Raw genomic sequence first — 13,362 nt, 5'->3', positions numbered from 1 at the left:
TATTCTATGTAATTAAACTATTCATTAATTTTTATGTCTAAATAAAAAACTGAGAATTATGAATCAAATAACCTTCTATCTAATCTTAATAATATTAATATTTTTATCAAGTTGTAAAAAAGAGGACACAACTGACCTTGTAGAGCAAATATCTTATGAAATTAATGAAAATGGAATATATCAAGACTTTTTAACACCTGACTATTACGATACTAATAAAAATGATTTGAGAAATGAAATTAATAAATTCATTCACTTTTCAAGACTTAACGAATACCAACATCCTTTTCAAAATTCTAATGGAGACATAATAACTTATTCAACAAACAGAGCGTTTGGAACAGGAATTGGTCTAGGAGGCACATCACAACATCATCCAGCAATAGATTTGCATCCAACCAATCCATTAGATGTTACTCTTTATGCTGTTCATGAAGGAATAGTTAATACCTATAGGAACAGCCCAAAATATAGACATTATTTAACAATTACTAAAGAAATTAAGGACTCTGACAATAACAATATAGGAAAGTTAGTTACTCTTTATGCACATATTGATTTAGATTTAGACGAAAGCCAATTGATACAACTTAATGGATTATATGTTAATAAGGGAGACCTTGTTTCTGAAAATTTATATTCAGGAACTATGGGAGGAGCACATTTACATTTTGAAATTAGATTTTACAGAAACTCTGAAATAGGAAATGAAGAATTCTATTCTTGGAAAAGCAATGGGGTTTACACAGTACAATCTACAGGAACCTTATGGTTCTATGGATATTGGAATTCAAGTATTGGTTACGGTTTCGGAAATCCAATAAATTTCGGAATAGAATAAATACTTATTATTTTTATACAGTACGAACAGCTTTTTCTTCTATCCAGCCTAATGTTCCTTTACAAAGCCATAGTGCATTATATTTATGTAGTTTCAATATTTCAGATGCTTTAATTGACCTTCCGCCTCCTTTTCCACAAGCAGTTATATAAACTTTATCTTTAGGTAGTTCATTAATTCTGTTTTCAAGTTCATTGATTGGAATATGAATAGAATTAGGTATATGCTCAGTTTCTCGTTCTTCTTTAGTTCTGACATCAATGATAATATAATTTTTCTTTTTTTGCACATCTTGTTTTGAAATGCAACTTGTGTTGGTTTGCATTCTAGCTTTGATAATAATTGCAGATAGTAACGTAAGTACACCTATAAATATAATAGAACTGTTTATATTATATAAATCAGCTATTATACCTGTTATTATTGCTCCAATTGCATAGCCTAAATCTCTCCACAATCTAAAAATGCCAATACTTTTTGCTCTATCAATCGGGTTTGTATTTTCGGCTATTGATGCTAAAAAAGTAGGGTAAACCATTGCTGTTCCCCAACCTAAAATTGAAGATAGAATTATATATTCCAACATATTATTCGCAAAAACAAATAATAAAAGTGTAATGGCTTGCAGAAGCATTCCCCAAAACAGCATTTCTTTTTTAGGATATTTATCTGCCATTTTACCTGTGAATAATTGACCAATTCCCCATACAGCTGGATATATTGCTGTAATTATTCCTATTTGCTCTATTGAAAAACTTTTACTGGCTAATAACAAGGGAAAAATACCCCAAACCATTCCATCATTTAGATTATTAATTAGTCCCGCTTGAGAAACAGAACCTAAGTTTTTGTTTTTCCAGGTTGTATCAATAAAAATATTGTTTAGTAAAGGCACGGTATTGGATTTTGATTCTTTTGCAACGTGATGTCTAGTGTCTTTGATAAAAAATATGCTAAAGATCAAACCTAATAAAACTAGAATAATTCCGATATAGAAAGGATAAGGCCTTAAACCATATTCACTAGCAATCCAACCTGTTAAAAAGGCTACAATTGCTACCGATAAATAACCTGCAAATTCATTTAGCCCCATTGCAAAGCCACGTTGTTTTTCTCCAACTAAATCAATTTTCATTACAACTGTGCTACTCCAAGCTAAACCTTGATTAATTCCTAATAGAATATTGGCAACAATTATCCAGTTCCAGTTTGGAGCAAACATTAATATAAAAGGAATTGGTATTCCAATTACCCAACCTAGAATTAATAGGTTTTTTCTACCGTATTTATTTGCTAAAGCTCCTGTAAAATAATTAGTTATTGCTTTGGTAATACCAAAAACAATAATGAATGAAAGAATTGCTGTTTTTACAACCAATCCAAATTCTTTCTCGGCTATTTCTGGAAGAATAGAACGTTCCAAACCAACCATACCTCCAACAAACGCATTTACAATAACCAGTAATGTAAATTGTTTCCAGTTTTCTTTCAATCCTAACGTTATATTATTCATATTCTTTGATTTTTTACAAAGGTCTGAAAGAATAAAAAGAAAATACTTTACAAATGTTAAATAATTACTTTTTTGCTCTAATTCTACTCAAACTCACCTGAGTAATTCCCAAATAAGAAGCTATTAATTTTAAAGGTACTCTTTGAATTGTTTGTTTAGATTGATTTAATAAATTGTGATACCTTTCTTCTGCTGAATGAAATTGAATACTTTCAACTCTGTTAACTAATTCTACATAAGCATTTTCATATATTTTTCTAAACAATCTATCAATTTCAGGATATCTATCATACAATTCGAATAGTTTGGAAGAGTTAATAGCAATTAATTCTGAATTTTCAATAGCCTTAATTCCTTTACGAGAAGGTTTTGTTTTGAATAAACTGTCTGCTCTAGCAACAATTGAGTTTTCAAATTCAAAACTTTCTATTATTTCAATGTCCTCTTTAAAATAATAGATGCACAGTAACCCTTTTTTAATAAAATAAATATTCCTACACGTATGTCCGATTGGATGAAGGTCTGAATTTTTTTTAACAGTTAATTCTGTACAAATTAAAGAAAGTGCTTTTTGGGATTTATCAGTCAATTGTTGAATACTATTTAGATATTCTAGTAACTCTTTCATTAATTTGGTTTCTTGGATTTAAGGTTCTAACGCAACAAGGCGTTATTAATTTTAGTTATTCATTACTCAAATATACAAGTTTATTTTTGGTTTTAATACGCGGCAATATTGAAATAGAGTAACCCTTCCTACTCTATCGAGTTATTTTCAGTCCAGCGCCTTTACATCACCATCTTTTTTTAAATTTTTATTAATTCTACTTTAAAAACTTTATTTGGTGTTCTATATCTTAGTATCTTTCTTTGGTGATTATTTAGTTTTTCCTACACTATCTTTAGTTCTTTTTCGGTTACCTTGCTAAAGTCAGTTTCCTTTGAAAAAAAGTACCTAATGAGTCTATTGGTATTTTCGTTGGTTCCTCGTTTCCACGAGGAATATGGATAGAGTATATTACTTCAAATTATCAAGTTCGTTATGACGGTACAGAGTATATACAATGTAATGCTTACATGGAAGAAGAAGTAATACGTTGGGTAAATATCCTAAAAGCTGCTGCTGGTAGTACTGAAAAAAATGTGATTTTGGCTATGAGTATGGGTGGTTTAGTAAGCCGTTACGCCATATGGAGTTAAATGGTAAAATCCATGACACCAAATTGTATATTAGTCACGATAGTCCACACCAAGGAGTAAATCTACCTTTAAACGAACAATTTAGGTAGTGGAATTTGGAAAGTGTATTATAGAAACGTATTTTTAGGGCTTTTTAACGAATACGAATTTAAGAAATAAATAAAAATAAATAAATAAAGGTTAGAAACTAATTTAGTATAAAGTCTAATCTTTAACTTTTGTAAACCACCTATCTTAAACGAACATGAAAATAAAAAAACACACTTATTTTTTCAGTCTCATTGGGTTCATAATAACATTTATTGTTACAGGGCAAACTTCTATCATGTCATTCAATATAAGATATGACAATCCCAATGACAATCAAAATTCGTGGAAATATAGAAAAAAGGAAATTACTGATATGATAAATTATTATTCACCCGAAGTATTAGGTATTCAGGAAGGGTTGGGAAATCAAGTAAAATATCTAGATTCTGTATTAGTTGATTATGATTATGTTGGTGTAGGTAGAGATGATGGAAAATCCAAAGGAGAATATACTGCTATTTTTTACAGAAAGGAAAAAATTAAACTTATTTCAACCAAAACATACTGGCTTTCTGAAAATCCAGACTCAGTTTCAATAGGATGGGATGCCTCTATGAACAGGATTGTAACATTTGGTGAATTTTTAGACATCGCATCCCAAGAAAGACTAGAAATATTTAATTGCCATTTTGATCACATAGGAAAGATATCACAGAAGAAATCTGCAGAATTAATACTTCAAATCATTGAAGATAAAAAAATAGAAAGCAATAAAATTATTGTTATGGGAGACTTCAATAATATTCCTGAAAGCGAACCTATTAAAATTCTTCAAACAAAGTTGAAAGACTCATTTAAAGAAAGTAAATTAAAACCTTATGGACCAATTGGAACTTTTAATGGGTTTGATTTGGAAATTATAACAGAAAAGAGAATTGATTACATTTTAACCAACAATATTAAGATTCTTAAATATGCAAATATTGATGATAGAAGAACAAATAATATGTATTTATCTGACCATTTTCCAATACTAATAACAATTGAATAAAATACTACTTTTAACTAAAATTAAAAAACAAAAACAATGAACAACAAAAGATTAAAAGAAGTTGTATTTCTATTCGAATTTAGTTTATTTGCAATCACATCCTGCGATAATGACAATGATAAACAAGCAGTGTATGTGATGATAACTATGTAAGCACTGCTATTACAAATACTTTTTCAAGAGCAAACGGATATGATGACTTACTAGAATTGATGGATTTAAAAACACACCAATACCAAATAAAAATAAATGCAAATGGTGAAATTTGTAGTGTCGGTTATCAAAACCCAAGCACTTGGTCGGGTAATTATATTATTGAAATAATTAATGAAACTACAAATGCATCCTACTCTGGTACACATTCTTTTTCAAAAGCACAACTTGATTACCAAAGCATTACTCCTGCTGCTGTAAGTTCAGGAGATATAATTAAAGTGATGCGAACAATATCTAACAGCAATAGTAAATTGTTTGATATAAATTGAACATCGGATATTTTAAAAATAGATGAACTAAAAATTAATCAATTTAACATATGAAAGAGGAAAACCTATTAAATCATTTCTTTATAAGAAGAAAAAAACAACTATTTATTTTTGTAATATTATTTTTTATTTCAAAAATAGCAGTGGCGCAATTTCCAATTAACACTTCTTATCAAACAATACCAACTGGAAGTCCACCAGCACTTCCCCCTCTTTTGGATACCGTTATAGATAACACAGTACCAGACCCAATCACAATAACAAGAATAACTGAATACAACGTAAATTGGGATTGGTACCCCATTCATGATTACTCAAAAATACAACCTTGGAATGCTGATGCAAGTATCTATAAATTTTCTTCTGTAGTTATTTATGATGCAAACACACATCAAATGATTCGTACACTTCCTAATAACTTATATCCTAGTTATTGGTCAAATACAAATGCAGATATAATGTATAGTTTTAGAGAAGATGGCGAAATTAAAACGTACTCTATTTCAAATAACAGCTTTCAAACGTTATGTCAATTACAAGGGTATGAGGTAGTTAAGTTAGGACCTGGGGAAGGAAATATTGATAACAATGACCACTATGTAGCTTTGGTAGGTAAAAATGGTATAAATTTAGATGTTATTGTTTTTAATTTACAAACCAATCAAATAGTAAATACAGAAACTTTTACTGGAGCTTGGGGAAATGGGAATAATGTTCCAGATTATATCGATTGGATTTCAGTTTCACAATCTGGCAATTATGTAGGAATTATGTGGAACCATAACACAACTTCAATAAATAACCCTTTTAATGGCCATTATGGTGTAGAGATTTATAGTACTTCCAATATGCAATTTTTAAGACGAATTGCAGATTATGGTAATCATGGCGATTTTGGTTATGCTGTTGATGGAGATGAAGTTTTTGTGCAATTTTGGGGGCCAACGGGTAGTTTAAATATGTATTATTTAAATAGAATGGAAAGAATTGAATTATCAAATCATTCAGATTTTACTGGAGAAGGGCATGTTTCATGTAGAAATTTAAATCGACCTGGTTGGGCTTATGTTAGTCAAGATGAAGAAGTACATTCTGGGCAACTTATTGCTATTAAATTAGACAATTCTGGGTTGGTTGAACATTTTGGGCATCATTACAGTAGTTCCAGAACTTACAATAAATCTCCAATGCCTGTACCTTCACCCAATGGCGATAAATTAATGTTTAAATCTGATTTTGGAAATGTAGCAAACACGTTAGAAGTTTTTAGTTTTGAAGCTAAAAAAGCAAACTCATTAGCTATTAATGACTTTAAAAATATGAATCTTATAGTTTCTCCAAATCCTGCCAATAATCGAGTCTATATAGAAAATAATGAATTAATAACTGAAATTAGAATATATAATACAATTGGACAGCAACTTCAAACAATTTTAAATGTAAATTCAAATAAAATTGAAGTTTATATTCAAAATTTGATAGAAGGCATTTATTTTATTAAAATAATAGACGCTAAAAATAAAATTACTGTTAAAAAAATAGTAAAAAGTATTAAGTAATCTATTGCCAACAATGGTAACCGTAGCACAAAGTTTAAATAAGTAGTAAAATATTGTACTTTATACCAAATTGAAAAACAAGCAGTTCTTATTTCTCATCTACCGCCAATTAATTTTAATAAAGTGTTTATTTTTCACAAACTCCTTCGGTATTTTCTTAAGAATTTCTAACCTTAAAGCATCTACCAAAGCATCTTTACAAAAGGAATGGTGAATAACAATACTTACTTCTCTAATTGGTTTGGGCTCTGTAAAATGGATATTACAACCTTTATCGCTATCATCAATTGCCATTTCAGGCACCAATGTAAAACCGCCATAATTATCAACCATTTTTTTTAAAGCCTCAATGGAGCCACTTTGAAATTTAATGTTTTTATTACTATTTGAATTATTACAGATATTTAAAACTTGATTTCTAAAACAATGTCCACTTTTTAAAAGCCATACATTGTCCAATTTTTCAATTTCCTTTGCTGAAATAGTTCTCTTATTTTCAATAAAATCTTTTTTTTGTCCATAAAACACAAATGGTTCATTATACAGTTTTATCTCTCTAATAAATGATTCATTTAATGGAGTAACCAATATACCAACGTCTATTTCTTTCTTTTGTAATGCTGAAATAATATTAGATGTCTGCATTTCATCAATTTTTAGAATAGTGTTTGGATATTTCTTAGAAAAAGAACCTGAAATTAATGGAATTAGATATGGAGATATTGTTGGAATTACGCCAATTTTAAAACTACCATCTATATTATCTAATTCTTCACTTACCATATTTTTTAAATCACTTACTTCACGTAAAATTATTTCGGCTTTTTTTATAAACATTAGCCCTAAATTGGTTGGTTTAAAAGGAGACGTACTCTTATCAAAGATTGAAAAACCTATCTCTTTCTCTAACTTTTTAACCTGAATAGTTATTGTAGGTTGAGTTACAAAACATTTTTTAGCAGCAGTTACAAAATGCCTATAAATATTTAAGGCAATTACATATTCGAGTTGTTGTATGGTCATCAATATAGATTTTATATATACAAATATATAAATTATTAATTTGACTAATACTAGTGTAGAAGATATATTTGCAGTATATTTAACATTAAATTAGAAGAAATGAAAAAATTAACTTTTATTATTATTGTGATGATATTGTTTATTTCTTGTCAGAATAACAACAATAACAACGTAGCAGACGGAATGACAGGGGCAACCAATACCAAAAAAAGCAACCTAAACAAAAGATCTGCCAGTAATAGCGACTGGTGGCCTAATCGATTAAATTTAGATTTACTACGCAAGCACTCTGAATTAACAAATCCCATGGATAAGGAATTTGATTATGTAAAAGAGTTTAAAAGTTTGGACTATGTAGCCTTAAAAAAAGATATCCGTGCATTATTGTCAGACTCTCAAGATTGGTGGCCTGCAGATTATGGAAGCTATGCAGGTTTATTTATTAGAATGGCTTGGCACAATGCCGGTACGTATCGTTCAGGTGATGGACGTGGTGGTTCTAGATCTGCACAACAACGATTTGCACCACAAAATAGTTGGCCTGATAATGCAAATTTAGATAAAGCAAGAAGATTGCTTTGGCCAATAAAGAAAAAATACGGTAATAAAATTTCTTGGGCAGATTTAATGATTCTCACGGGGAATGTAGCGTTAGAATCTACTGGATTTAAAACCTTTGGTTTTGCTGGTGGAAGAACTGATGTTTGGGAACCAAATGATGATGTTTACTGGGGAGCTGAAGAAAAATGGTTAGATGATAGCAAGAGATATAAAGGAGAAAGGAAACTCGAAAATCCTTTGGCGGCAGTTCAAATGGGACTAATTTATGTAAATCCAGAAGGACCAAACGGTAATCCAGACCCACTTTTGGCAGCGAAGGACATTCGCGAAACATTTGGAAGAATGGGAATGAATGATGAAGAAACCGTAGCGTTAATAGCTGGTGGTCATACACTTGGTAAAGCACACGGAGCTGCTAGCGCCTCTCACGTAGGACCAGATCCAGAAGCCTCACCCATAGAAGCTCAGGGTTTTGGTTGGAAAAGTGATTATAAATCTGGTAAAGGTGCAGATGCCATTACATCAGGTTTAGAAGTAGTTTGGACCTCTACTCCTACAAAATGGAGTCACTTATTCTTTTTTAATTTATTTGAAAATGAATGGGAATTAACAAAAAGCCCAGCAGGTGCGCATCAATGGGAACCTAAAAACCCAAAAATGATGGTTCCTGATGCTTATGACCCTGATAAAATGGTTAAACCGGGAATGTTCACCACAGATTTAGCTTTGCGTTTTGATCCCATTTATGAAAAAATTGCAAGGAAGTTTTATAAAAATCCAGATACTTTTGATGAGGCTTTTGCTAGAGCTTGGTTCAAATTAACGCATAGAGATATGGGGCCAAAATCTACCTATTTAGGGCCAGAAGCACCAACAGAAGATTTAATTTGGCAAGATCCAATTCCAGTTGTTAACTATAAGACAATTACTAAAAATGATGTTGAAAATTTAAAGAAACAAATTCTAAACTCAAGTTTAACAATTAGCGAAATGGTATCTACTGCTTGGGCTTCAGCTTCAACGTATCGTAATTCAGATAGAAGAGGTGGTGCAAATGGAGCAAGAATACGCTTAGAACCTCAGGTAAACTGGGAAGTAAACAACCCTAAACAATTGAAAAAAGTATTGACTGTTTTAGAACAAATTCAAAAAAAGTTCAATGCTAAATCAGTAACAAAAAAAGTATCAATAGCAGATTTAATAGTGTTGGCAGGTACTGCTGGAGTAGAAAAAGCAGCAAGTAATGCAGGTTATAATTATAAAGTACCATTTACCCCAGGACGTACAGATGCTATTCAAGAACAAACAGACATCAATTCATTTAATCTTTTGGAACCAATGGCTGATGGTTTCCGTAATTACTTAAAAACAAAATACACCATTTCTACTGAAGAATTATTGGTTGATAAGGCGCAGTTACTAACACTTACAGCACCCGAAATGACGGTTTTAGTTGGAGGAATGCGAGCATTGAATACTAATTTTGATGGAAGCAAAAATGGAATTTTCACAACAAATAAGGACAAATTAACCAACGATTTTTTTGTTAAATTATTGGAGATGAATACAGAGTGGGAAGCTGCTTCAGATTCTAAAGAAGAGTTTGTAGGGAAAGACAGAAAAACTGGAGAAAAAAAATGGACAGCAACTAGAGCAGATTTAATATTTGGCTCAAATTCTGAACTTAGAGCATTAGCAGAATTTTATGCAAGTGACGATTCTAAAGAGCAGTTTGTAAAAGATTTTATCTCGGCTTGGACAAAAGTAATGAATCTTGATAGGTTTGAATTAATTTATAAATAAGGTGCTATGAAACTATCATATTATTAAAGTATGATTAGTTGGAAAGCTCTATTGATAACCTAATTTTTCAATAAGATTTCATCAATATCAATTAGAAAAATAAAGAGGCTGCTTTTATTAGTAGCCTCTTTTATTAACTCAATTAATTAGTTTTAACAATAGTAGACATTCCAGTAGACCTATTATTCCTCAAAACTCTGAACTACTTACCATTAGCATCAAAATATTTTTCTTTTGAGCTTTAATTGTTGTGATAGTTAATAAAACAATTGTAGTAATTAGAATTAGCCTTTTCGTTTTATAGCATTAAACTTCTTTACACAAAATCCATCCAAAAACTAATGTCAGTATTAGAACATATATAATCAGTACATAAACCCACTTCTCTCCAAATTTTGGAGTTTTAATTGAGGATAGATTAAACACAGACAGAATTATTAAAATTGCATAAATAAGTATTGAAAAAGTGGAGTGCATAAAAAAGCTTTCGAATAAAAAGACAAAAGCCAGGATGAGCACATTATTATCAAGAGCAAGACCTTTATATGTTTTACTATCAATAAGACCGTAAATATTAAAATAACTTAAACGAATAGCTGCGGTAGCTACAATAATAAATGCACCAGGCATAAACCATAAACTATAATTTCCGTAGCTCAACAGCAAAATAGCAGGCAGAATACCAAAACTTACAATATCAATCATAGAGTCGAGCTGACTTCCGAATTTACCCTGTTCTTTTGTTCTACCCTTCATCTTTCGTGCAATAATTCCATCGAACCAATCGAATAGTACTGCCCATAACACACCTATAATTGAAGCTAAAAAATTCCCTGTTATCGCAAAATATATTCCAAATAAAGCACTTAATAAACCTAATAGAGAACAAATATTTGGTAAATCCTTGGCAAAACCAAGCATACTAACTTGTTTTTTAATACTCATAACTATTCATTTTTTTTAATACATTACATCAATCAAACTTTCAATAAGCTTATTGTTTTCATCATTGGTACGACTGGCAATTCGAATATAACGGTCTGCATCGGGTTGTGTTTTTCCTACACTATCCTTTATATAAATATTGTATTTAATAAATAGGCGTTTTGTTACTTCTGGTCCACTTAATGCATTATCAGGTAAGCGACAAAAAACATAGTTAGCATCGGGTTTAAAAACCGTCATCCCCTCAATAGTACAAAGCATTTTATAAAAAGCATCCCTATCCGTTTTTACCTTTTCGCAACTGTCTTTAAATTCTTGATTATACTTAGGCAGAATTCGTAGAAATTCTTCTGCAAACCCATTAATATTCCAAATATGAATTCCTTTTCGAACTGCCTCAGCAAATTCTACGTTTGCGGTCAATAGATAGCCAATTCTCAGTCCGCAAATTCCATAAGCTTTACTCATACTTTTAAGAATAGCGATGTTTGGATATTCAGCAATGTTTTGTTCTAAGCTTATCTGCTCTTTATTATCCGTAAAATCGAGAAACGATTCATCAACAATAAGCATACAATTGTGTTTTTCGAGCTTTTTTGCCAAACGAATTAAATCGGTTTTAGGTACTAATAGAGAAGTTGGATTATTGGGAGTAACCACAACGGCTATATCTGCTCCAACTTTAATTGCTTCAGCTGCAAACTTATCCACATTAAGCTGAAATGATGGAAATTCCAATGGGAATTCTACCACACAACCTTCCGGTGCTGCATTTACATATTCATTAAATGAGGGTACTGGAACAATTATTTTTTTTGCTAAAGAACCAGAAAGTATTTTAATAATTTCAGCAGCTCCATTGCCTACAACAATTCTTTCTGAAGGCTGATTAATAATATTCCCAATCAATTCGGCAAGTGCATCTTGCGCCATAGGATAGTTCAATACTAAATCTTCAATATTCTCTTTGAGGTGTGTAAAAACAGCTTTTGGAGGGAAATAAAGATTATATAAATAAGCATGGTCAGCAAAATTATGTCGGTAATAACCCCCATGCTGTTTGGATACGTATGTGTATTTTTCGGTTTGTGTTCTATATTTATGTTGCAATATATCTTAGATTTAAATGCATTAAACTTTTGCTACTTCAAGCTTTATTTGTTTTTTTAATTTTATTGGAAACAGTTTTTCAGCTTCAGATAAATCATAAATTGTATCAATTTCATACCAAGGTTTATGGTCAAATGAAACAGTTTCAAATGTTAGGATTTTAGCATCAACCATTTCAGATAAAACAGTTTCATAATAACAATTAACTCTTCCTTCTGAAATGTATTGGTGTAACTTTTTAACTATAGCTTGCCAAGATGGAAGCGAAAAACTGTAAATGTTAACTGTTTTAAAACGAATATTGGCATACGTTTCTGTTGTTCCTCTTTGAAATTGAGTAACCTGATTCATTTTATTAATAGAAACAGTGGTTCCATTCAGCCAAGGTTGCATTTTTGCTACAGCCATTCTATCAGGAAAAACCATTTTGTTTAGTAACGATGTTTTTAAAACCAAATCACTTTCAAATAGAACGAAAGGTTCTTTTATAATATTACGAGCCATCCACAATGAATAAATATTATTTGTTGTTTGATAAAGAGGGCTGTAAATATACTCAATAGTTAAACCTTTTGATTTGCTACCAAGAAAATCCATAATACATTCTTTTTTATGGCCGGTAACAATTACAAGGCGCTTAAATCCTTGTTTCTTTAAATTCTTTACAAGCCTTTCAAGAATAGATTTTTCATTTACAAGAGTAAGGCATTTTGGTGCATTTTTGGTTAAAGGGAAAAGACGGCTACCAGTTCCTGCGGCAAGAAGTAATGCTGTAGTAATACGATTTTCATCATAATCATTTTCTAAATTAGTATTCATACTTAATTTATTCGTGTCATCAAAAAAAACAAAAAACACTTGTTTAAAAGCATTTAGGCGTACTAATTTTTAGTACTCTGATGATTGGAGTGGTTACTGTTAATTCAACTATAAGTATGAAGTCTGCTAACTTCGTGATAGATAGCTTTAAAAGCCCATCAACAAAAATGATAGTGAACAATTGATATAAAAGGCATGTAATCCTTTTGCAAAAATACTCTAAAATTTCGGATATATTGAGCGTTTACCAATCTTATCGTACTGAAATGATTCAATGATTAAAACAAAATAGGGATAAAATTCAATATTTATAACTAAATAATGAGAGAAAAAAAGTATAAAAAGCTAACAATACGCTTAAAAAATACAATTAAATTATATAACCAAATAAGATTACCCTTATCTTTAGACTTTAAAACACT

12 protein-coding genes and 1 pseudogene are annotated in these 13,362 nt (G+C 30.6%); 6 read left to right on the top strand and 7 right to left on the bottom strand.

What is annotated here, in order from left to right; translation table 11 throughout:
* The first annotated feature begins 58 nt into the window (after positions 1–58).
* On the top strand, positions 59–841 hold the full coding sequence (locus tag Lupro_RS03195) for a M23 family metallopeptidase (protein WP_068206202.1): 783 nt from the start codon (positions 59–61) through the stop codon (positions 839–841).
* Positions 842–854: 13 nt separating this feature from the next.
* On the opposite strand, the gene Lupro_RS03190 is transcribed toward Lupro_RS03195, so the two are convergent.
* From Lupro_RS03190 to Lupro_RS13965, 3 genes and pseudogenes are all read right to left on the bottom strand, one after another.
* A complete protein-coding gene (locus tag Lupro_RS03190; protein WP_158499551.1) occupies positions 855–2,354 on the bottom strand; it encodes an MFS transporter in 1,500 nt (499 codons plus the stop codon).
* Between the two features lie 64 nt (positions 2,355–2,418).
* Positions 2,419–2,982: a Crp/Fnr family transcriptional regulator gene (locus Lupro_RS03185; protein ID WP_068206201.1), complete on the bottom strand. Its 564-nt coding sequence runs from the start codon at positions 2,980–2,982 to the stop codon at positions 2,419–2,421.
* Positions 2,983–3,161: 179 nt separating this feature from the next.
* Positions 3,162–3,365, bottom strand: a pseudogene (locus tag Lupro_RS13965) (transposase); the annotation flags it as partial.
* 66 nt (positions 3,366–3,431) lie between these two features.
* On the opposite strand from Lupro_RS13965, the gene Lupro_RS13825 reads away from it, so the two are divergent.
* The 4 genes from Lupro_RS13825 to Lupro_RS03170 all read left to right on the top strand — a co-directional run bounded on the left by Lupro_RS13825 (position 3,432) and on the right by Lupro_RS03170 (position 6,679).
* Entirely contained in the window at positions 3,432–3,554 is a 123-nt protein-coding gene (locus tag Lupro_RS13825) for a lipase family protein (RefSeq protein ID WP_257721002.1), read from the top strand.
* Positions 3,555–3,879: 325 nt separating this feature from the next.
* The gene (locus Lupro_RS03180) at positions 3,880–4,635 is read left to right on the top strand and encodes an endonuclease/exonuclease/phosphatase family protein (RefSeq protein ID WP_158499550.1); all 756 of its coding nucleotides are present in this window, start codon (positions 3,880–3,882) and stop codon (positions 4,633–4,635) included.
* A 212-nt stretch (positions 4,636–4,847) separates the two neighbouring features.
* On the top strand, positions 4,848–5,120 hold the full coding sequence (locus Lupro_RS03175; protein WP_068206197.1) for a hypothetical protein: 273 nt from the start codon (positions 4,848–4,850) through the stop codon (positions 5,118–5,120).
* 50 nt (positions 5,121–5,170) lie between these two features.
* Positions 5,171–6,679: a T9SS type A sorting domain-containing protein gene (locus Lupro_RS03170; RefSeq protein ID WP_068206196.1), complete on the top strand. Its 1,509-nt coding sequence runs from the start codon at positions 5,171–5,173 to the stop codon at positions 6,677–6,679.
* Between the two features lie 99 nt (positions 6,680–6,778).
* Here the strand turns inward: Lupro_RS03170 and Lupro_RS03165 are convergent, their stop codons facing one another.
* Positions 6,779–7,702: a LysR substrate-binding domain-containing protein gene (locus tag Lupro_RS03165; RefSeq protein ID WP_068206195.1), complete on the bottom strand. Its 924-nt coding sequence runs from the start codon at positions 7,700–7,702 to the stop codon at positions 6,779–6,781.
* Positions 7,703–7,885: 183 nt separating this feature from the next.
* Between Lupro_RS03165 and katG the strand changes: the two genes are divergently transcribed.
* The gene (katG, locus tag Lupro_RS03160; protein ID WP_227807491.1) at positions 7,886–10,066 is read left to right on the top strand and encodes a catalase/peroxidase HPI; all 2,181 of its coding nucleotides are present in this window, start codon (positions 7,886–7,888) and stop codon (positions 10,064–10,066) included.
* A gap of 306 nt (positions 10,067–10,372) precedes the next feature.
* Here the strand turns inward: katG and Lupro_RS03155 are convergent, their stop codons facing one another.
* The 3 genes from Lupro_RS03155 to Lupro_RS03145 are packed head-to-tail and all read right to left on the bottom strand — an operon-like array spanning position 10,373 to position 12,940.
* Positions 10,373–11,011, bottom strand: coding sequence for a CDP-alcohol phosphatidyltransferase family protein (locus Lupro_RS03155; protein ID WP_068206189.1), 639 nt, complete (start codon positions 11,009–11,011; stop codon positions 10,373–10,375).
* Between the two features lie 15 nt (positions 11,012–11,026).
* On the bottom strand, positions 11,027–12,121 hold the full coding sequence (locus Lupro_RS03150; protein WP_227807472.1) for a pyridoxal phosphate-dependent aminotransferase: 1,095 nt from the start codon (positions 12,119–12,121) through the stop codon (positions 11,027–11,029).
* 21 nt (positions 12,122–12,142) lie between these two features.
* Complete coding sequence (locus Lupro_RS03145) at positions 12,143–12,940, bottom strand: phosphocholine cytidylyltransferase family protein (RefSeq protein WP_068206182.1); 798 nt, start codon at positions 12,938–12,940, stop codon at positions 12,143–12,145.
* Positions 12,941–13,362: the final 422 nt, after the last annotated feature.

The sequence above is a fragment of the Lutibacter profundi genome (assembly GCF_001543325.1).
GTDB lineage: Bacteria > Bacteroidota > Bacteroidia > Flavobacteriales > Flavobacteriaceae > Lutibacter > Lutibacter profundi.
This window is presented reverse-complemented; position numbering and strand designations above follow the sequence as displayed.

Excerpts from the sequence above, each read along its gene's own strand:
- Lupro_RS03195 (WP_068206202.1), top strand. The coding sequence starts at position 59 with ATGAATCAAATAACCTTCTATCTAATCTTAATAATATTAATATTTTTA.
- Lupro_RS03190 (WP_158499551.1), bottom strand. The coding sequence starts at position 2,354 with ATGAATAATATAACGTTAGGATTGAAAGAAAACTGGAAACAATTTACA.
- Lupro_RS03185 (WP_068206201.1), bottom strand. The coding sequence starts at position 2,982 with ATGAAAGAGTTACTAGAATATCTAAATAGTATTCAACAATTGACTGAT.
- Lupro_RS13825 (WP_257721002.1), top strand. The coding sequence starts at position 3,432 with ATGGAAGAAGAAGTAATACGTTGGGTAAATATCCTAAAAGCTGCTGCT.
- Lupro_RS03180 (WP_158499550.1), top strand. The coding sequence starts at position 3,880 with ATGTCATTCAATATAAGATATGACAATCCCAATGACAATCAAAATTCG.
- Lupro_RS03175 (WP_068206197.1), top strand. The coding sequence starts at position 4,848 with ATGGATTTAAAAACACACCAATACCAAATAAAAATAAATGCAAATGGT.
- Lupro_RS03170 (WP_068206196.1), top strand. The coding sequence starts at position 5,171 with ATGAAAGAGGAAAACCTATTAAATCATTTCTTTATAAGAAGAAAAAAA.
- Lupro_RS03165 (WP_068206195.1), bottom strand. The coding sequence starts at position 7,702 with ATGACCATACAACAACTCGAATATGTAATTGCCTTAAATATTTATAGG.
- katG (WP_227807491.1), top strand. The coding sequence starts at position 7,886 with ATGACAGGGGCAACCAATACCAAAAAAAGCAACCTAAACAAAAGATCT.
- Lupro_RS03155 (WP_068206189.1), bottom strand. The coding sequence starts at position 11,011 with ATGAGTATTAAAAAACAAGTTAGTATGCTTGGTTTTGCCAAGGATTTA.
- Lupro_RS03145 (WP_068206182.1), bottom strand. The coding sequence starts at position 12,940 with ATGAATACTAATTTAGAAAATGATTATGATGAAAATCGTATTACTACA.